This is a genomic window from Photobacterium sp. GJ3 (assembly GCF_018199995.1).
GTDB lineage: Bacteria > Pseudomonadota > Gammaproteobacteria > Enterobacterales > Vibrionaceae > Photobacterium.
Window position 1 is genome coordinate 1 of the sequence record NZ_CP073578.1, and the last position, 17,936, is coordinate 17,936.

Genomic DNA, 17,936 nt, shown 5'->3' on the forward strand with positions numbered 1-17,936 from the left:
GTAACTTCGGGAGAAGGTACGCTGCCGGCGGTGAAGAGACTCGCTCTTGGAGCTGCTGGCAGTCGCAGATACCAGGTGGCTGCAACTGTTTATTAAAAACACAGCACTGTGCAAAATCGAAAGATGACGTATACGGTGTGACGCCTGCCCGGTGCCGGAAGGTTAATTGATGGGGTTATCTTCGGAGAAGCTCTTGATCGAAGCCCCGGTAAACGGCGGCCGTAACTATAACGGTCCTAAGGTAGCGAAATTCCTTGTCGGGTAAGTTCCGACCTGCACGAATGGCGTAATGATGGCCACGCTGTCTCCACCCGAGACTCAGTGAAATTGAAATCGCAGTGAAGATGCTGCGTCCCCGCGGCTAGACGGAAAGACCCCGTGAACCTTTACTACAGCTTGGCACTGAACATTGACCCTACATGTGTAGGATAGGTGGGAGGCTTCGAAGCAGGTACGCCAGTATCTGTGGAGCCGTCCTTGAAATACCACCCTTGTCGTGTTGATGTTCTAACGTCGCCCCGTTATCCGGGGTGCGGACAGTGCCTGGTGGGTAGTTTGACTGGGGCGGTCTCCTCCCAAAGCGTAACGGAGGAGCACGAAGGTGGGCTAATCACGGTCGGACATCGTGAGGTTAGTGCAATGGCATAAGCCCGCTTAACTGCGAGAATGACGGTTCGAGCAGGTGCGAAAGCAGGTCATAGTGATCCGGTGGTTCTGAATGGAAGGGCCATCGCTCAACGGATAAAAGGTACTCCGGGGATAACAGGCTGATACCGCCCAAGAGTTCATATCGACGGCGGTGTTTGGCACCTCGATGTCGGCTCATCACATCCTGGGGCTGAAGTCGGTCCCAAGGGTATGGCTGTTCGCCATTTAAAGTGGTACGCGAGCTGGGTTTAGAACGTCGTGAGACAGTTCGGTCCCTATCTGCCGTGGGCGCTGGATGATTGAAGGGAGTTGCTCCTAGTACGAGAGGACCGGAGTGAACGAACCGCTGGTGTTCGGGTTGTGTCGCCAGACGCATTGCCCGGTAGCTAAGTTCGGAACAGATAACCGCTGAAAGCATCTAAGCGGGAAGCTGGCCCTGAGATGAGTCATCCCTGAGACTTTAAGTCTCCTGAAGGGCTGTTCGAGACTAGAACGTTGATAGGCAGGGTGTGTAAGCGTTGTGAGGCGCTCAGCTAACCTGTACTAATTGCCCGTGAGGCTTAACCATACAACACCCAAAGGGTTTGAAGTACGGACTCCATAAGCACTTGAATGATGTGCTGAGAACTTTAGTCAGATTTTTCCAAGATTGTTGAACAAAATATTTGCCTGGCGACCATAGCGCTGTGGACCCACCTGATCCCATGCCGAACTCAGACGTGAAACGCAGCAGCGCCGATGGTAGTGTGGGGTCTCCCCATGTGAGAGTAGGACATCGCCAGGCTCCTCTTTAAGAAGGCCACCCTTATCGGGTGGCCTTTTTGCGTTTATCACGTTCTGGAAAATTAACGGCTCAGGTCAATCCATTCCCGTGAGCATATCTGTTTGAGCCGATGAGTGCACTGCAAGAACTGGTTCCAGAACTGGTTCCAAGCAGCATAAATCTTATCAACAATATCGTCATAATTGCTGAAACTTTGATTGGCTAAGCAACGTTGCCTTAACCAACGCCATACCTGCTCTATTGGGTTCAGCTCAGGAGAATAGGGAGGCAGCTTGATGATGCTGACATTCTCAAATTGATGTGCGACGTCATCAGTATGCCATCCCGCACCATCCATGATCATGACGGCATACCGCTCTTTTTATGTCACTCTCGAGATTTGCTTGAGGTGTTCGATCATGATCTCTTTGTTGACCCAGGGGACGACAATCGCTTCATCAATCCCTCGGCTTGGGCAAACGGAGCCAAACAAGTCGGCATAATCGAACTGTTGCTGTTTCACCGCGCGTGGCCTTGTTCTGCGTTTAGCCCAAAGCCGTGTCGTTGTATTCTGCTGGCCAAATCGGGCTTCATCCTGGAACCAGGCATCCACCTGTTCAAGGCGGGATGTTACGGATCGTTTCCAGTAAGAAGTTTTTTAAACGCTTCTGGCGTCGCTTGGCATTGATTTGGGTGTTTTGAGCGGGATGTTATCCATGAGAAGTCCATCTGATCGAGAAAATAGCAAATAGAATCAGGGTGATAGTGCTTATTAAACTGCTGGACGATATATACATGGATATCGGCACCTGTGAGGGGTTATGGGCTTTATCTTTGAGATATTGGCGGAGTTGTTCTTGTTGCTCTGAGGTAAGAATGCAGGTCTACCTGTATTTGGTGTTTCTTGAAGTCATTCGAGGCCTTCATTTGAAGTAGGAAAGCGCGAGCAATCTCATTCTTATTTGAATGGATTTTTGTTGGCTTCCCAGGTTTTTGAAGTCGATATTATTGAGACTATCCATAGCGATTTGGCCATATGAAAAAGAAGCCTCAATGAGATCATATTCTTGCTTGGAATGGGATGAGATCACAGATAGATCTTGGATTGAAAACCTCAAATGAAGTACAAGAAAAAGCCAGTAGGGAACTCTGACTGGCCACATCAAATGGAATAGGTATGGCTTTAGTGCTGATGATGGCTGCGAGTGATGTTGAGCGATTGAATTGCGGACAGATCCTCGGCGAGGAGAATACCCGCTTTGAGCATCTCCTGGCAGCTGGATGCGACCGTCTCTGGCGCAATGCCACGACATGCTGAAAGGTTCACAATCACCCGAAACGCCCCTGTCGCTTGCAACTGTAGGGCAGTCGTCTTTACACAATAATCCGTTGCAAGACCGCCGACCAACACCGTCGTAACGTTCTTTGCTTTCAGCCATTCGATCAAACCTGTGCTGAGCTTTTCTTCCAGATCATGGTAGCAGGCGCCATAAGGGTGAAGATCAGGCTCGATCCCTTTCCAGATGACATGATCATAGTCGGTCACATCAGGCAGGCCAGGGATCACGTCAAATCCCCGGCTTCCCGGAACGGCATGCTTCACCCAGGTCAGGTCTGCATTTGGGTAGGACAGGGATTGCAGCATTTTATCATGGCTATCAACGACCCAGACAGCATTCGCCGGATGGGCGTCTTTCGTCAGAATACGCCAATCGGCTAGCTGTGCTTGCTGATTGAGTGCATCGACAATGCTGTCACCATCCGGAACGGGCAGTTCATTCGGACAAAGTGGTGTAAATGTTTGCTGCACATCAACATCAATTGCCGCGACAGACATGATCAACCTCCTACAGGATCTGATTCAGGATATGATCAGCTTTCAGTCGTCGGATACGTTTGATCAGACGTCTGACGGGGAGCGGGTAACTTTCGACCTTATCGATAAACTTATAACTACCCATTAACTGAGTATGTCGCAAGATAGCACTGAGTTCCTGCTGTTTTTGCTCGGCCAGCAGTTCATGCTTGTCATGCACCAGAATGGCGTTTTCCAGATCCAGTTTCCAGGCGCGCGGATTCAGGTTATTGCCTGTGATCAGCATATACTGGCGGTCTACCCAGATGCCTTTGAGATGGAAGCTGTTGTTGTCGTGTTTCCAGATATGGATGGCGAGCTGACGCCGTGCGATTGCCGCTTCATTGTGCTTGGCAAAATTGCGCAAATTGACTTCATACAGATAAGGTAAGCCGGCAATGGTTTTGAATGGCTCACTGGGTGGGATGTAGAAATCATTGGCTGTTTTATCCCCGACAATTAGAGTGATCTTTACACCACGACGCAAGGCGCGTTTCACTTCACGGCTGATACTGCGAGGAAAATTGAAATAAGGTGTGCAGATCGTCAGCTCCTGCTGGGCACTGGCAATCAGGGTACAGATATATTTGTTCAGATTGTTTTTACGACGCCCTAGTCCTACGATAGGGGTCAGACCAACCTGATGCGCTGCTACGGACTCCGCTTCGAACGTATAGCTTGCCTGTTGCAATTCCTGTCGCAAGTCTTTGATCGCATTGCGTAACGACTTGGTCTCCGGGCGGATTTGCTGGTTCAGACAATTGACTGCCGGACTATCGACCAGCGTTTGCTGAACAAAAGCCGCCATGCTGTCCGCAAGTTTTTCATTTTTGATGACATGATATCTGTCGTAGCGGTAGCGTTGATGCTGTGCCAGATAAACGTCATTCAAACTGGCGCCGCTATAGATCACTGAATCATCAATCACAAACCCTTTGAGGTGCAGGACGCCGAAAACTTCCCGATTACGTACAGGCACACCAAGAACTTCAATTTTATGCTCGTATGATTGTGAAAACTCTCGGTAGAGCGCTGCGTTCCCTTCTGATTTTTGTGCACCAATCAGCCCTCGCTGGGCTCGATGCCAGTCAACCAGGACTTTGATGTCCAGTTCGGGACGCTGTTGCTTGGCGTCATATAATGCTTTGAGAATACCTCGGCCTGCGTCGTCATCTTGCAGGTACAGTGCGACCAGATAAATCCGCTGAGTAGCGCTGGCAATAGCCTGATACAAGCGTTCACGGAAAGCACTGGCTTCTAGCAGTGTTTCCAAATTTTCCGGCTGATGTGCAATACGCGGCAGCTGGTCAATGAGCTGCCTATTTGCAGTAGCTGAATCCATTATCGCCTCGTTCCGCGACTTATTTGATAAATCTAAAAATTAAGGGGACCGATTATACCAGATTTTAATGATGGTAAAGCGGTCCAGCTGGAGCAATTCCTGAGCTTGGGAGGCAAGTTGGTCAATTCGGACTGTATCGCATGGGAATGAGCGATTTTCCAGCACTGCGATAGCGTTGAATTCTTCCCGCGAGCGAGACTGGTAGTGCATCTTCCGAGATCACCTGAAAGCCAGCCTGAGCATACAGGTTTTCAAGATGGCTGAATGCAAAGCAAAAGCAATGCTTTGATATCAGCTGAACCTGACAGGCTTTTAAGAGCGCCTGACTAATGCCTTGTTGTCTGAATGCGGGAACGACCAACATCCCTGTCATCAGTTGGTGATCTTCAAATTGCTGAAAACGAACGGCAGAGACAATCTCTGTTGTCGATTCACCAATCCAGATGACTTCATCCTTTTTCGCCTTCCCTGCCGGATAATGCGCTTTATACAGTCGGTTGACTAAGGGGAAGCGCAGAGGTTCCAAAGGATGGAAGCTAAGTGTTGTTTTCGTTAAATCTGTCATGGAATTCACTGCGTCAACAGCAGGGATCAGTTAGAATGCGGCCTCCAGTATAAAGTGATGGTTTGAAATTGGTATGGAAGTTTTGCGTTCCCATTCACTGGCTCGGCTGCACACCTTTGGGATTGATGTCAGTGCTGAACGAGTGATTCCCGTAACCTCTGTTGACGAGATGAAATCTCTTATTCGTGATGATGACATCAGCTCTGAGCCAGTCATGGTGATAGGGCAGGGCAGCAATTTACTGTTCTGTGAACACTATCGGGGAACCATCATTCTGAACCGGATTATGGGCATTGATGTTCGGGAAACAGATGTTGCTTACCACCTGCACATTGGAGCGGGTGAAAACTGGCATCAATTGGTGTGCTGGACTGTAGAGCAAGGCTATCCGGGTCTGGAGAATCTGGCACTGATCCCTGGCTGTGTCGGTTCCGCACCCATTCAGAATATTGGTGCCTATGGCGTAGAGCTACAGGATGTTTGTGCGTATGTTGATGTTCTGGAACGAGCCAGCGGAACGCTGACACGGCTGACTGCGGAAGCTTGCCGTTTCGGCTACCGGGATTCTGTGTTCAAGCATGAATTGAAAGAGACGCACATCATTGTGGCCGTTGGCCTTCGTCTGAGCAAAGACTGGCTCCCGAATATTTCCTATGGCCCGTTGGCCAACCTGAATGCACAAACCGTGACCCCCGCCCAGATTCTGGCACAGGTCTGCAAAGTGCGCCGGGAAAAATTGCCCGATCCGGCGGAGCTGGGGAATGCAGGGAGTTTTTTCAAAAACCCTGTGGTAAACCAGGACACCTATGAGCGGCTGATGGGCGATTATCCGAATTTACCCCATTTTCCGGCGCCTGACGGTCAGTATAAACTGGCGGCGGGCTGGCTGATCGACCAGTGCCAGTTGAAGGGATACAAGGTTGGTGGTGCCGCAGTACATCAGCAACAGGCGCTGGTGATTGTGAATACCGGTTCGGCAACCGCTGCAGATGTGTTGAAACTGGCACGTCATATCGTTGATACGGTACAGACACGTTTTGGTGTGAGCCTGGAGCATGAGGTGCGGTTTATGGACGCTACCGGGGAAACGACATTAGACAGAGAACTGCCATGAAAGAGCATGTCACAAAGCTGGCACTGATCCGTATTCTTGCTGATGGCCAATTTCACTCCGGTGAAGCGCTGGGTCAACAGATTGGGATTTCCCGCGCCGCAGTCAGCAAACACATGAAAGTGATCCAGGAGTGGGGGCTGGAAGTCCATCGTGTCCAAGGGAAAGGATACCGTCTGGCTGCTGGGTTTGATTTGCTGGATGAGGCGCAGATTCTTGATCAGACCGATTGTTCATCACTCTCGGTGATCCCGGTGATCGACTCCACCAATCAATATATGCTGGATCGCATTGGCCAAATGCCGAAAGGAGCCGTTTGTCTGGCTGAATATCAGCAAGCCGGGCGTGGCCGGCGTGGTCGCCAATGGCTCTCACCGTTTGGCAGTAACTTATATTTGTCCATGTATTGGCGCTTGGACGCCGGTGTCGCTGCGGCAATGGGACTGAGCCTGGTGGTTGGTCTGGCGATTGCCAAAACGCTTCGTCAGATCGGTGCAGCAGAGGTCAAAGTCAAATGGCCGAATGACCTCTATTTTCAGGATAAAAAACTGGCGGGGATTTTGGTTGAGATGAGCGGCAAAGCTGGCGATGCCGCGCATCTGGTCATTGGGATGGGTCTGAACCTAACCATGGCAACGACAGACACCAAAGTTGTGGGGCAGCCCTGGTCAAATCTGGCTGAAGCCTGTGACCCCATGCCAGAGCGCAATCAACTGGCAGCTGCACTCATTGCAGGTATGACTGAAACCTTGCAGCGCTATGAAGAAGTGGGGATGGCGGGCTTTGTTGACGAATGGGATCAGTATGATAATTTTCTCAATCGGCCGGTGAAATTACTGATGGGTGAAAAAGTCGTTCGTGGGATTGCTCGGGGCATTAATCCTCAGGGCGCTTTGCTTCTGGAAACCGAGCAGGGGATTGTCCCCTATCTTGGGGGCGAGATTTCTCTGCGCAAAGATGATTAAGTGCAAGGCCAGCGATTGCTAGCCTTGCTGATCTTCGGATTATTTTCGCAGGCGAACCGTTTGTACAGCGTGGTTCGAGCCTTTCTGCAGTATCAGACTGGCCCGCTCCCGAGTCGGAAGAATATTTTCGATCAAATTCTTCCCGTTAATTTCCTGCCAGATATTCGTTGCGGTTTTTACCGCATCGTTTTCTGTCAGTTTGGTGTAGTGATTAAAGTAGGATGATGGATCCTGAAACGCTCCTTCGCGGAATTTCAGAAAACGTTCGATGTACCAGGTTTGCAGCAAGTCTGGTTCTGCATCAACGTAAATTGAAAAATCGAGCAGATCCGAAATGAAAACCCGGTGGGGTTCATGCGGATAATCCATACCGCTTTGCAATACATTCAGTCCTTCAATGATCAGAATGTCCGGTTGCTCAACCATTTTAATTTCGTCAGTAATGTCATAAATGAGATGCGAATAGACTGGTGCTTCAACTTTGGTTTTGCCGGATTTAATCTCGGTCAGAAACTCAACCAGACGGCGAATATCATATGACTGCGGAAACCCTTTTTTCTTCATCAGTTTTTTTTCCATCAGCACATCATTCGGGTATAAGAAGCCGTCAGTGGTGATTAACTCGACTTTCGGATGTTCTGGCCAACGCGTTAACAGCGTTTTGAGTAAACGTGCGGTGGTGCTTTTCCCAACAGCCACACTTCCGGCAATGCCAATGATATAAGGCACATTGCTTGGTTTGGGTTGAGACAGAAATTCATCCAGAACACGATTACGTCCTTTGCGTGCACCCACGTATAAATTTAACAAGCGAGATAGCGGCAAATAAATATCGCGCACTTCATCCATCGATAAGTGCTCATTTATGCCGCGCAGGCGTTCGAGATCAGCTTCGTCCAACGTCATCGGAACGGACTTACGCAATTCAGCCCATGCCTGTCGGCCAAAGGAGAGGTAAGGGGTCAGGATCTCGTTCATTTTGTAACCAAAATCTCATTTACAGGGAATGGGACAATACAGGATCAATCCACGAAGTAAAAGTGCCCTGCTTTGAAGTTCCCGATAAATTATGTGCACGCAGGCCATTGTTTGATTAAGAATTGTTCATTGAAACCATTAAAAGTGATTTTTTTTAATTTTCCTATTGCAACCCCTAAAACCATCGCATAGAATGCGCAGCACTTAAGCCGACTTAGCTCAGTAGGTAGAGCAACTGACTTGTAATCAGTAGGTCACCAGTTCGATTCCGGTAGTCGGCACCAAAATTTGGAGGGATTCCCGAGTGGCCAAAGGGATCAGACTGTAAATCTGACGGCTCCGCCTTCGAAGGTTCGAATCCTTCTCCCTCCACCATATTCAAATGGTTGAATAGCTCTACGAGTTACGAGTTTGCGGGCATCGTATAATGGCTATTACCTCAGCCTTCCAAGCTGATGATGCGGGTTCGATTCCCGCTGCCCGCTCCACATTTCTCGTGTGCTGATATAGCTCAGTTGGTAGAGCGCACCCTTGGTAAGGGTGAGGTCGGCGGTTCAAATCCGCCTATCAGCACCACTCTCTCTCCGAAGCACTTCAATCCTTTTGATATATACTCTACAAAACCCATGATTGGTTGTGTGGTCGTTATACCACCTAAATACCGTGCCTAGAGGGACTACCCATGTCTAAAGAAAAATTTGAACGTACGAAACCGCACGTTAACGTTGGTACTATCGGCCACGTTGACCACGGTAAAACAACTCTGACTGCTGCAATCTGTACTACTTTGTCTAAAGTATACGGCGGTGCTGCGCGTGACTTCGCATCTATCGACAATGCGCCAGAAGAGCGTGAGCGTGGTATCACCATCTCTACTTCTCACGTAGAGTATGATACTCCGACTCGCCACTACGCGCACGTTGACTGCCCAGGACACGCCGACTACGTGAAAAACATGATCACCGGTGCTGCTCAGATGGACGGTGGTATCCTGGTTGTTGCTGCGACTGATGGCCCAATGCCACAGACGCGTGAGCACATCCTGCTGGGTCGTCAGGTTGGTATCCCTTACATCATCGTGTTCATGAACAAGTGTGACATGGTTGATGACGAAGAGCTGCTGGAGCTGGTTGAGATGGAAGTTCGTGAACTTCTGTCTGAGTACGAATTCCCAGGCGATGACTGCCCAGTAATCATGGGTTCTGCTCTGGGCGCGCTGAATGGCGAAGCTCAGTGGGAAGAGAAAATCGTTGAGCTGGCTGAAGCGCTGGACAACTACATCCCAGAGCCAGAGCGTGCAATCGACAAGCCGTTCATCCTGCCAATCGAAGACGTATTCTCAATCCAGGGCCGTGGTACTGTAGTTACTGGTCGTGTTGAGCAAGGTATCGTTCGCGTAGGTGACGAAGTTGCTATCGTTGGTATCAAAGAGACCACGACGACAACTTGTACTGGCGTTGAGATGTTCCGTAAGCTTCTGGACGAAGGCCGTGCAGGTGAGAACGTTGGTGTTCTGCTGCGTGGTACTAAGCGTGACGAAGTTGAGCGTGGTCAAGTTCTGGCGAAGCCTGGTTCAATCACTCCACACACAACTTTCGAGTCAGAAGTATACGTTCTGTCTAAAGACGAAGGCGGCCGTCATACTCCGTTCTTCAAAGGTTACCGTCCACAGTTCTACTTCCGTACAACTGACGTGACCGGTACTATCGAACTGCCAGAAGGCGTTGAGATGGTTATGCCAGGTGACAACATCAAGATGGTTGTTACTCTGATCGCACCTATCGCAATGGACGAAGGTCTGCGCTTCGCAATCCGTGAAGGTGGCCGTACCGTTGGTGCTGGTGTTGTTGCTAAGATCGTTGAATAATATTTGACGACAAGGCACGAAAAAGGGCATCATTTGATGCCCTTTTTCTACGCTCCGATTCAGATTAGCGCATTTTTTGGTCAGTGTGCCGAGTAAAAAGTGCGTTAGGCGTACAGAGCGTCAATAGGGATTGATTAAATCCTTTGAATGCCTCGCCACTTGCGAGGTTATTTTCGTCTATATTTTGAGACAAGTTACAGGTTGGTTGTATGAAAGCGAATGCTGAAAACCAAAGCAGCTCTAGTAGTATGGATGGCCTGAAGTGGGTTGTTGTATTTGCACTGCTGGCAACTGCCGTGGTTGGTTTTTACCTGTCTAGTAGTTTGATACCTTATGTCGCAGCCAGAGCTGCAGGCGTTGTGGTTCTTGTTGCTGCTGCTGGTGGTATTGCCGCAATGACAGCGAAAGGTAAAACAGCGATCACTTTTGCTCGTGAATCGCGCATGGAAGTCCGCAAGGTCGTATGGCCAACTCGTCAGGAAGCGACGCAGACAACCTTTATCGTTTTAGCTGTCACTGTCATTATGGCGTTAGCCCTGTGGGGTATCGACGGCATCATGGTCCGTTTGGTCCGCCTGGTTACCGGTGTATAGAGGTAAAAGTTCATGAGCGAAGCTCCTAAAAAACGATGGTATGTTGTGCAGGCCTTTTCTGGTTTTGAAGGTCGTGTAGCACAGTCACTACGTGAACATATCAAGATGCATGGCATGGAAGACTACTTTGACGAGGTCCTGGTACCGACAGAGGAAGTTGTTGAAATGCGCGCTGGTCAGCGCCGCAAAAGCGAGCGTAAGTTCTTCCCAGGGTACGTGCTTGTGCAAATGGTGATGAACGATGAAACCTGGCATCTGGTTCGTAGTATCCCTCGTGTGATGGGGTTCATTGGCGGAACTTCTGATCGTCCGGCACCGATTTCTGATAAAGAAGCTGCAGCGATTCTGAATCGTCTTCAGCAGGCAAGTGAATCTCCGGTTCACAAGACCGTATTCGAGCCGGGTGAAGTGGTTCGCGTGACAGACGGTCCGTTTGCCGACTTTAACGGTGTGGTGGAAGAAGTCGATTATGACAAGAGCCGCGTGAAGGTCTCTGTATCGATCTTCGGTCGTGCAACGCCGGTAGAATTGGAGTTTGGTCAGGTTGAGAAAAACTGATCAATAAATAATCAGGCATTATTGTCAGGGGCGCGGAATTGGACTATAATTTCGCGCCCTTTCGTTAGACGGGGAGTCTGTTTGCAGAAAGCAGACGTTTGAACCCAAATTAAGGTAATTTGTAATGGCTAAAAAAGTAGAAGCTTACATCAAGCTGCAAGTTGCAGCTGGTATGGCAAACCCTTCTCCACCAGTTGGTCCAGCTCTGGGTCAGCACGGTGTGAACATCATGGAATTCTGTAAAGCGTTCAACGCAAAAACAGACTCTATGGAAAAAGGTCTGCCAACGCCAGTTGTCATCACTGTTTACAGTGACCGTTCTTTCACTTTCATCACCAAGACTCCACCTGCAGCAGTTCTGCTGAAGAAAGCTGTTGGTATCAAGTCTGGTTCTGGTCGTCCGAACACTGAGAAAGTTGGTACTATCACTGACGCTCAGATTCAGGAAATCGCAGAAACTAAAGCTGCTGACATGACTGGTGCCGACATCGAAGCGATGAAGCGCTCTATCGCGGGTACTGCCCGTTCTATGGGTCTGGTAGTAGAGGGTTAAGACAATGGCAAAACTAACTAAGCGTATGCGCGTTATCCGCGAGAAAGTTGACGCAACTCGTGAATACGACATCAACGAAGCTGTTGCTCTGCTGAAAGAACTGGCTACTGCTAAATTCGTAGAAAGTGTTGACGTTTCAGTTAACCTGGGCATCGACGCTCGTAAATCTGATCAGAACGTTCGTGGCGCAACTGTACTGCCACACGGTACTGGCCGTGACATCCGCGTAGCGGTATTCACGCAAGGTGCAAACGCTGAAGCTGCGAAAGAAGCTGGTGCGGATCTGGTTGGTATGGAAGATCTGGCTGAGCAAGTGAAGAAAGGCGAAATGAACTTTGACGTCGTTATCGCTTCTCCAGACGCAATGCGCGTTGTGGGTCAGCTGGGTACTATCTTGGGTCCACGTGGCCTGATGCCAAACCCAAAAGTTGGTACTGTAACGCCAAACGTTGCTGAAGCGGTTAAAAACGCGAAAGCAGGTCAGGTTCGTTACCGTAACGACAAGAACGGTATCATCCACACTACCATTGGTAAGGTTGATTTTGACGCTGACAAACTGAAAGAAAACCTGGAATCTCTGCTGGTTGCGCTGAAAAAAGCGAAGCCTGCTTCTGCGAAAGGTTCTTTCATCAAGAAAGTTAGCATCTCAACCACAATGGGTGCGGGTGTTGCGCTAGACCAGAATTCTCTGGACACTAACGCTTAATATTTGCAGAATCGCTGGGATTATGTATAATCCTGCGTTTCGAATTTATGGCTAAGATCCGGGCAGTTTTCCTGCCGGGATCTTCGTCCCAGACCGTAGGTGTTCTCTGAACTTAATAATTCAGCCTACGTAGACGGTGCCAGGAACATGATTGATTTTTTCATTCTTGGATCTGCGCCGTACAAACTCTCCTGCAATTTTGCAGTGAGTGGGTAAACACAATCCAGGAGCAAATCCAATGGCTTTAAACCTTCAAGACAAAAAGGCAATTGTTGCTGAAGTCAACGAAGCTGCCAGCGGTGCCCTGTCTGCAGTTGTAGCTGATTCTCGTGGCGTGTCCGTGGGTGCAATGACTACTCTGCGTAAACAAGCGCGTGAAGCGGGCGTTTACGTACGTGTTGTTCGTAACACTCTGGCTCGTCGTGCAGTTGTTGGTACTAACTACGAGTGTCTGACTGACACTTTCGTAGGTCCGACTCTGCTTGCTTTCTCTAACGAGCACCCAGGTGCTGCGGCGCGTCTGTTCAAAGACTTCGCTAAAGAGAACAAAGATTTCGAGATCAAAGCTGCTGCATTCGAAGGCACACTGACTGATGCAGACGTTCTGGCGAAACTGCCGACTTACGACGAAGCGATTGCACGTCTGATGATGTGCATGAAAGAAGCTTCTGCTGGCAAGCTGGTTCGCACTATTGCAGCTATCCGCGATCAGAAAGAAGCCGCTTAATCTATTTGGCTTTTCACTGGTTGCTATTTAAACTAATTGTTGACTTTAAAAGAGAATTGTTATGTCTATCACTAACGAGCAAATCCTAGACGCAGTTGCAGAAATGTCTGTAATGCAAGTTGTTGAACTGATCGAAGCTATGGAAGAGAAGTTCGGCGTTTCTGCTGCGGCAGCAGTTGTTGCTGGCGGTGCTGCTGAAGGCGCAGCTGCAGAAGAGCAAACTGAATTCGACGTAATCCTGACTGCTGCTGGCGCGAACAAAGTTGCTGTTATCAAAGCAGTACGTGGCGCAACTGGTCTGGGTCTGAAAGAAGCGAAAGGCCTGGTTGACGGCGCTCCAGCACCTCTGAAAGAAGGCGTTGAGAAAGCTGAAGCTGAAGCTCTGAAAGCTCAGCTGGAAGAAGCTGGTGCTTCTGTTGAAATCAAGTAATTATTACTTAATTTCTTAGCCTTAATGGCTATGGGCTGGTGGCTAAAAAGCCACCGGCCCTTTTGCGCTGTAGGGTAGTGGTGTTTTTCACATTGTTTTGCAACCATTTCCCATGCGTTTAACAGCCTGTAATCCAGTGCTGTCCCTGCGACAAACAATGTTATTAGTCACTGCCTCTTACTAGAGGTAGTTAGGATCACTTATCAGCGATCTGAGGAACCTATGGTTTACTCTTATACCGAGAAAAAGCGTATCCGTAAGGATTTTGGTAAGCGTCCACAAGTATTGGATGTACCTTACTTGCTGTCGATCCAGCTTGAGTCTTTTGATAAGTTCATCGAGCAGGATCCGGAAGGGCATTACGGTCTAGAAGCTGCCTTTCGTTCTGTTTTCCCAATTCAGAGCTATAACGGCAATTCCGAGCTGCAATACGTTAGCTATCGTCTCGGTGAGCCGGTGTTCGATGTCAAAGAATGTCAGATTCGTGGTGTAACGTACTCCGCGCCACTGCGCGTGAAGCTACGTCTTGTTATGTATGACAAGGATGCACCAGCTGGCACCGTCAAAGACATTAAAGAACAAGAAGTTTACATGGGCGAAATTCCGCTCATGACAGATAACGGTACATTCGTTATTAACGGTACCGAGAGGGTTATCGTATCCCAGCTGCACCGTAGCCCGGGCGTCTTTTTCGACAGCGATAAGGGTAAAACCCACTCCTCAGGTAAAGTGCTGTATAACGCACGCATTATTCCATACCGTGGCTCATGGTTGGATTTCGAATTTGATCCGAAGGATAACGTCTACGTTCGTATCGACCGTCGTCGTAAACTGCCTGCGTCTATTATTCTGCGCGCTCTGGGTTACACCACCGAGCAAATTCTTGACCTGTTCTTTGAGAAGATCAATTTCGAAGTGCAAGGCAAGTCCTTGGTGATGGAGCTGATCCCTGACCGTCTGCGTGGGGAAACTGCGAGCTTCGATATCGAAGCAAACGGTACAGTGTACGTTGAGAAAGGCCGCCGAATTACCGCGCGCCATATCCGTCAGCTGCAGAAAGACAATGTAGACCACATCGAAGTGCCTGTTGAGTACATCGTCGGTAAAATTTCTTCACGTGATTACGTGAACGAAGAAACCGGTGAACTGATCGCAGAAGCCAACCAGGAACTAAGCCTGGAAAGCCTGGCGAAACTGTCTCAAGCGGGTCACAAGTCAATTCAGGTGCTGTTTACGAACGACCTGGACTACGGTCCGTACATGTCTGATACCCTGCGTATCGACAGCACGACTGATCGTCTGAGTGCTCTGGTTGAAATCTACCGCATGATGCGCCCTGGTGAGCCACCAACGCGCGAAGCGGCAGAACAGCTGTTCGAAAGCCTGTTCTTCACCGAAGATCGCTATGACCTGTCTGCGGTAGGCCGCATGAAGTTCAACAGCTCTCTGGTTCGTGAAGAAACCACTGGCCCGGGTACGCTGGACCACGATGACATCATCGAAGTCATGCGTAAGCTGATCGACATCCGGAACGGTAAAGGTGAAGTTGATGATATCGACCACCTGGGTAACCGTCGTATCCGTAGTGTTGGTGAAATGGCTGAGAACCAGTTCCGTGTGGGTCTGGTGCGTGTTGAGCGTGCAGTGAAAGAGCGTCTGAGTCTGGGTGACCTGGACAACGTGATGCCTCAGGATCTGATCAACGCCAAACCAATTTCAGCGGCAGTGAAAGAGTTCTTTGGCTCTTCTCAGCTGTCTCAATTTATGGATCAGAACAACCCGCTGTCAGAAGTCACGCACAAGCGTCGTATCTCTGCACTGGGTCCAGGCGGTCTGACGCGTGAGCGTGCGGGCTTTGAAGTTCGAGACGTTCACGCAACGCACTATGGTCGTCTGTGTCCGATCGAGACCCCTGAAGGTCCGAACATCGGTCTGATCAACTCGCTGTCTGTATTTGCGCGTTGTAACCCATACGGTTTCCTGGAAACGCCATACCGTAAAGTGGTTGACGGCAAAGTGACAGACCAGATTGATTATCTGTCTGCGATTGAAGAAGGTCAGTTTGTTATCGCTCAGGCAAACGCCGCGCTTGAAGAAGACGGTGGTTTTACTGATGAACTGATCACGGCTCGTCACAAAGGTGAATCTGGTCTTCACCCACGTGATCACGTCCAGTACATGGACGTTGCAACCAACCAGGTGGTTTCTGTGGCCGCGTCCCTGATCCCATTCCTGGAACACGATGATGCGAACCGCGCCCTGATGGGTGCAAACATGCAACGTCAGGCTGTTCCAACATTGCGTGCAGACAAGCCGCTGGTTGGTACAGGTATTGAGCGTGCGGTTGCGGTTGACTCCGGTGTAACAGCCGTTGCGAAACGTGGTGGTATGGTTCAGTCCGTCGATGCTTCTCGTATCGTGATTAAAGTCAACGAAGACGAGCTGGTACCAGGCGAAGCGGGTATCGATATTTACAACCTGACCAAATACACCCGTTCTAACCAGAACACCTGTATTAACCAGCGTCCGACTGTGATGCCTGGTGAACCTGTTGCACGTGGTGACGTGTTGGCAGATGGTCCTTCAACCGACCTGGGTGAACTGGCTCTGGGCCAGAACATGCGTATCGCGTTCATGCCTTGGAACGGTTACAACTTCGAGGACTCCATCCTGGTGTCTGAGCGTGTTGTTCAGGAAGATCGCCTGACCACTATCCACATTCAGGAACTGTCCTGTGTGGCACGTGATACCAAGCTGGGTGCTGAAGAAATCACAGCAGATATCCCGAACGTGGGTGAAGCTGCCCTGTCCAAACTGGACGAGTCCGGCATCGTATATATCGGTGCGGAAGTGAAGGGTGGTGACATTCTGGTTGGTAAGGTAACGCCGAAGGGTGAAACCCAGCTGACGCCAGAAGAAAAACTGCTGCGAGCTATCTTCGGTGAGAAAGCCTCTGACGTGAAAGACTCGTCGCTACGTGTACCGAACTCTGTGTCGGGTACCATCATCGACGTTCAGGTCTTCACCCGTGATGGCGTAGAGAAAGACAAGCGTGCACTCGAAATTGAAGAGATGCAGCTGAAAGAAGCGAAGAAAGATATCACCGAAGAATTCCAGATTCTGGAAGGTGGTTTGCTGGCTCGTGTTCGTTCTCTGCTGCTGTCTGCCGGTTATGCTGAAGACAGACTGTCTGGCATGGATCGTGAGAAGCTGTTCTCTCAGACACTGGATGACGAATCTCTGCAAAACCAGCTGGAGCAGCTGGCTGAGCAGTACGATGAGCTGAAAGCTGAGTTCGATAAGAAGTTCGAAACCAAGCGCCGTAAGATCACTCAAGGTGATGATCTGGCCCCTGGCGTCCTGAAGATCGTGAAGGTCTATCTGGCCGTGAAGCGCCGCATTCAGCCGGGTGATAAGATGGCCGGTCGTCACGGTAACAAAGGTGTTATCTCGAAGATCTGTCCGGTAGAAGACATGCCTTACGATGAGAAAGGTCAGACTGTCGATATCGTACTGAACCCACTGGGTGTACCTTCGCGGATGAACATCGGTCAGATTCTGGAAACTCACCTGGGTCTGGCTGCGAAAGGTATCGGTGACAAGATCAATCAGATGCTGAAAGAACAGCAAGAACTGCATAAGTTCCGCGAGTTCCTGCAGAAGGTCTATGATCTGGGCGATACCCGTCAGAAGGTAGACATTGCGTCTATGTCTGATGATGAAGTTCGTACCCTGATTGAGAACTTGCGTGCTGGTCTGCCAATCGCGACCCCTGTTTTCGATGGTGCACCAGAGCCTTCAATCAAAGAGCTGCTGAAACTGGGTGATCTCCCAGAGTCTGGTCAGCTGAATCTGTTTGATGGCCGTACGGGTGAGCAGTTCGAGCGTCCTGTAACCGTGGGTTACATGTACATGCTGAAACTGAACCACCTGGTCGACGACAAGATGCACGCGCGTTCTACTGGTTCGTACAGTCTGGTTACTCAGCAGCCACTGGGTGGTAAAGCTCAGTTCGGTGGTCAGCGCTTCGGTGAGATGGAAGTGTGGGCACTGGAAGCTTATGGTGCCGCGTATACGCTGCAGGAAATGCTGACCGTGAAATCGGATGACGTGAATGGCCGGACGAAGATGTATAAAAACATCGTCGATGGCGATCACCGTATGGAACCAGGTATGCCGGAATCCTTCAACGTACTGTTGAAAGAGATCCGCTCGTTGGGTATCAACATCGAGCTGGAAGACGAGTAATCCTGACTTGGTCAGGGACTCTTAAAT

At 49.7% G+C, this 17,936-nt stretch carries 17 protein-coding genes, 4 tRNA genes, 1 rRNA gene and 1 other annotated feature; of the genes, 15 read left to right on the forward strand and 7 right to left on the reverse strand.

The genetic code is table 11. The features are described from left to right. Positions 1-1,216 (forward strand) — a sequence feature (23S ribosomal RNA rRNA prediction is too short). A 100-nt stretch (positions 1,217-1,316) separates the two neighbouring features. Then, positions 1,317-1,432, forward strand: a 5S ribosomal RNA gene (rrf, locus tag KDD30_RS00005). Positions 1,433-1,493: 61 nt separating this feature from the next. Here rrf and KDD30_RS00010 read toward each other — a convergent pair. The 6 genes from KDD30_RS00010 to KDD30_RS00035 all read right to left on the reverse strand — a co-directional run bounded on the left by KDD30_RS00010 (position 1,494) and on the right by KDD30_RS00035 (position 5,173). Further along, a complete protein-coding gene (locus KDD30_RS00010; protein ID WP_211646828.1) occupies positions 1,494-1,775 on the reverse strand; it encodes a transposase in 282 nt (93 codons plus the stop codon). Between the two features lie 18 nt (positions 1,776-1,793). After that, positions 1,794-2,024, reverse strand: a complete 231-nt coding sequence (locus tag KDD30_RS00015; RefSeq protein ID WP_211646829.1) for a hypothetical protein — start codon at positions 2,022-2,024, stop codon at positions 1,794-1,796. Between the two features lie 17 nt (positions 2,025-2,041). Continuing rightward, a complete protein-coding gene (locus tag KDD30_RS24420) occupies positions 2,042-2,212 on the reverse strand; it encodes a winged helix-turn-helix domain-containing protein (RefSeq protein ID WP_371826074.1) in 171 nt (56 codons plus the stop codon). A gap of 382 nt (positions 2,213-2,594) precedes the next feature. Then, a complete protein-coding gene (locus KDD30_RS00025) occupies positions 2,595-3,248 on the reverse strand; it encodes a nicotinamidase (RefSeq protein ID WP_211646830.1) in 654 nt (217 codons plus the stop codon). Between the two features lie 10 nt (positions 3,249-3,258). Next, entirely contained in the window at positions 3,259-4,608 is a 1,350-nt protein-coding gene (pssA, locus tag KDD30_RS00030) for a CDP-diacylglycerol--serine O-phosphatidyltransferase (protein ID WP_211646831.1), read from the reverse strand. A 121-nt stretch (positions 4,609-4,729) separates the two neighbouring features. Then, the gene (locus KDD30_RS00035; RefSeq protein ID WP_211646832.1) at positions 4,730-5,173 is read right to left on the reverse strand and encodes a GNAT family N-acetyltransferase; all 444 of its coding nucleotides are present in this window, start codon (positions 5,171-5,173) and stop codon (positions 4,730-4,732) included. 73 nt (positions 5,174-5,246) lie between these two features. Here KDD30_RS00035 and murB point away from each other — a divergent pair, with 73 nt between their 5' ends. Beyond that, positions 5,247-6,287, forward strand: a complete 1,041-nt coding sequence (gene murB / locus KDD30_RS00040) for a UDP-N-acetylmuramate dehydrogenase (protein WP_211646833.1) — start codon at positions 5,247-5,249, stop codon at positions 6,285-6,287. Continuing rightward, positions 6,284-7,249: a bifunctional biotin--[acetyl-CoA-carboxylase] ligase/biotin operon repressor BirA gene (gene birA / locus KDD30_RS00045; RefSeq protein ID WP_211646834.1), complete on the forward strand. Its 966-nt coding sequence runs from the start codon at positions 6,284-6,286 to the stop codon at positions 7,247-7,249. The genes murB and birA overlap by 4 nt, the downstream gene beginning before the upstream one ends. Positions 7,250-7,288: 39 nt before the next feature. Here the strand turns inward: birA and coaA are convergent, their stop codons facing one another. Beyond that, positions 7,289-8,215 (reverse strand): type I pantothenate kinase, encoded by a 927-nt coding sequence (gene coaA / locus KDD30_RS00050; RefSeq protein ID WP_211649386.1) that lies wholly within the window; start codon positions 8,213-8,215, stop codon positions 7,289-7,291. Positions 8,216-8,435: 220 nt separating this feature from the next. On the opposite strand from coaA, the gene KDD30_RS00055 reads away from it, so the two are divergent. The 12 genes from KDD30_RS00055 to rpoB all read left to right on the forward strand — a co-directional run bounded on the left by KDD30_RS00055 (position 8,436) and on the right by rpoB (position 17,909). Next, positions 8,436-8,511, forward strand: a tRNA-Thr gene (locus tag KDD30_RS00055). A gap of 6 nt (positions 8,512-8,517) precedes the next feature. Continuing rightward, a tRNA-Tyr gene (locus tag KDD30_RS00060) sits at positions 8,518-8,602 on the forward strand. Positions 8,603-8,640: 38 nt separating this feature from the next. Beyond that, positions 8,641-8,715 (forward strand) — tRNA-Gly (locus KDD30_RS00065). A 12-nt stretch (positions 8,716-8,727) separates the two neighbouring features. Then, positions 8,728-8,803 (forward strand) — tRNA-Thr (locus tag KDD30_RS00070). Between the two features lie 106 nt (positions 8,804-8,909). Beyond that, positions 8,910-10,094, forward strand: a complete 1,185-nt coding sequence (tuf, locus tag KDD30_RS00075; RefSeq protein ID WP_211646835.1) for an elongation factor Tu — start codon at positions 8,910-8,912, stop codon at positions 10,092-10,094. A 209-nt stretch (positions 10,095-10,303) separates the two neighbouring features. Next, the gene (gene secE / locus KDD30_RS00080; protein ID WP_211646836.1) at positions 10,304-10,687 is read left to right on the forward strand and encodes a preprotein translocase subunit SecE; all 384 of its coding nucleotides are present in this window, start codon (positions 10,304-10,306) and stop codon (positions 10,685-10,687) included. Positions 10,688-10,699: 12 nt separating this feature from the next. Next, positions 10,700-11,245 carry a transcription termination/antitermination protein NusG gene (gene nusG / locus KDD30_RS00085; RefSeq protein WP_027254132.1) on the forward strand — a complete coding sequence of 182 codons (546 nt, stop codon included), beginning with the start codon at positions 10,700-10,702 and terminating at the stop codon, positions 11,243-11,245. 124 nt (positions 11,246-11,369) lie between these two features. After that, positions 11,370-11,798: a 50S ribosomal protein L11 gene (gene rplK, locus KDD30_RS00090; RefSeq protein ID WP_211646837.1), complete on the forward strand. Its 429-nt coding sequence runs from the start codon at positions 11,370-11,372 to the stop codon at positions 11,796-11,798. A 4-nt stretch (positions 11,799-11,802) separates the two neighbouring features. Beyond that, on the forward strand, positions 11,803-12,504 hold the full coding sequence (gene rplA / locus KDD30_RS00095; RefSeq protein ID WP_211646838.1) for a 50S ribosomal protein L1: 702 nt from the start codon (positions 11,803-11,805) through the stop codon (positions 12,502-12,504). 238 nt (positions 12,505-12,742) lie between these two features. Next, positions 12,743-13,231, forward strand: a complete 489-nt coding sequence (gene rplJ, locus KDD30_RS00100) for a 50S ribosomal protein L10 (protein WP_211646839.1) — start codon at positions 12,743-12,745, stop codon at positions 13,229-13,231. Positions 13,232-13,292: 61 nt separating this feature from the next. Beyond that, positions 13,293-13,661 (forward strand): 50S ribosomal protein L7/L12, encoded by a 369-nt coding sequence (gene rplL, locus KDD30_RS00105; protein ID WP_211646840.1) that lies wholly within the window; start codon positions 13,293-13,295, stop codon positions 13,659-13,661. Between the two features lie 222 nt (positions 13,662-13,883). Then, positions 13,884-17,909 carry a DNA-directed RNA polymerase subunit beta gene (rpoB, locus tag KDD30_RS00110; RefSeq protein ID WP_211646841.1) on the forward strand — a complete coding sequence of 1,342 codons (4,026 nt, stop codon included), beginning with the start codon at positions 13,884-13,886 and terminating at the stop codon, positions 17,907-17,909. The last annotated feature ends 27 nt before the right edge of the window (positions 17,910-17,936 follow it).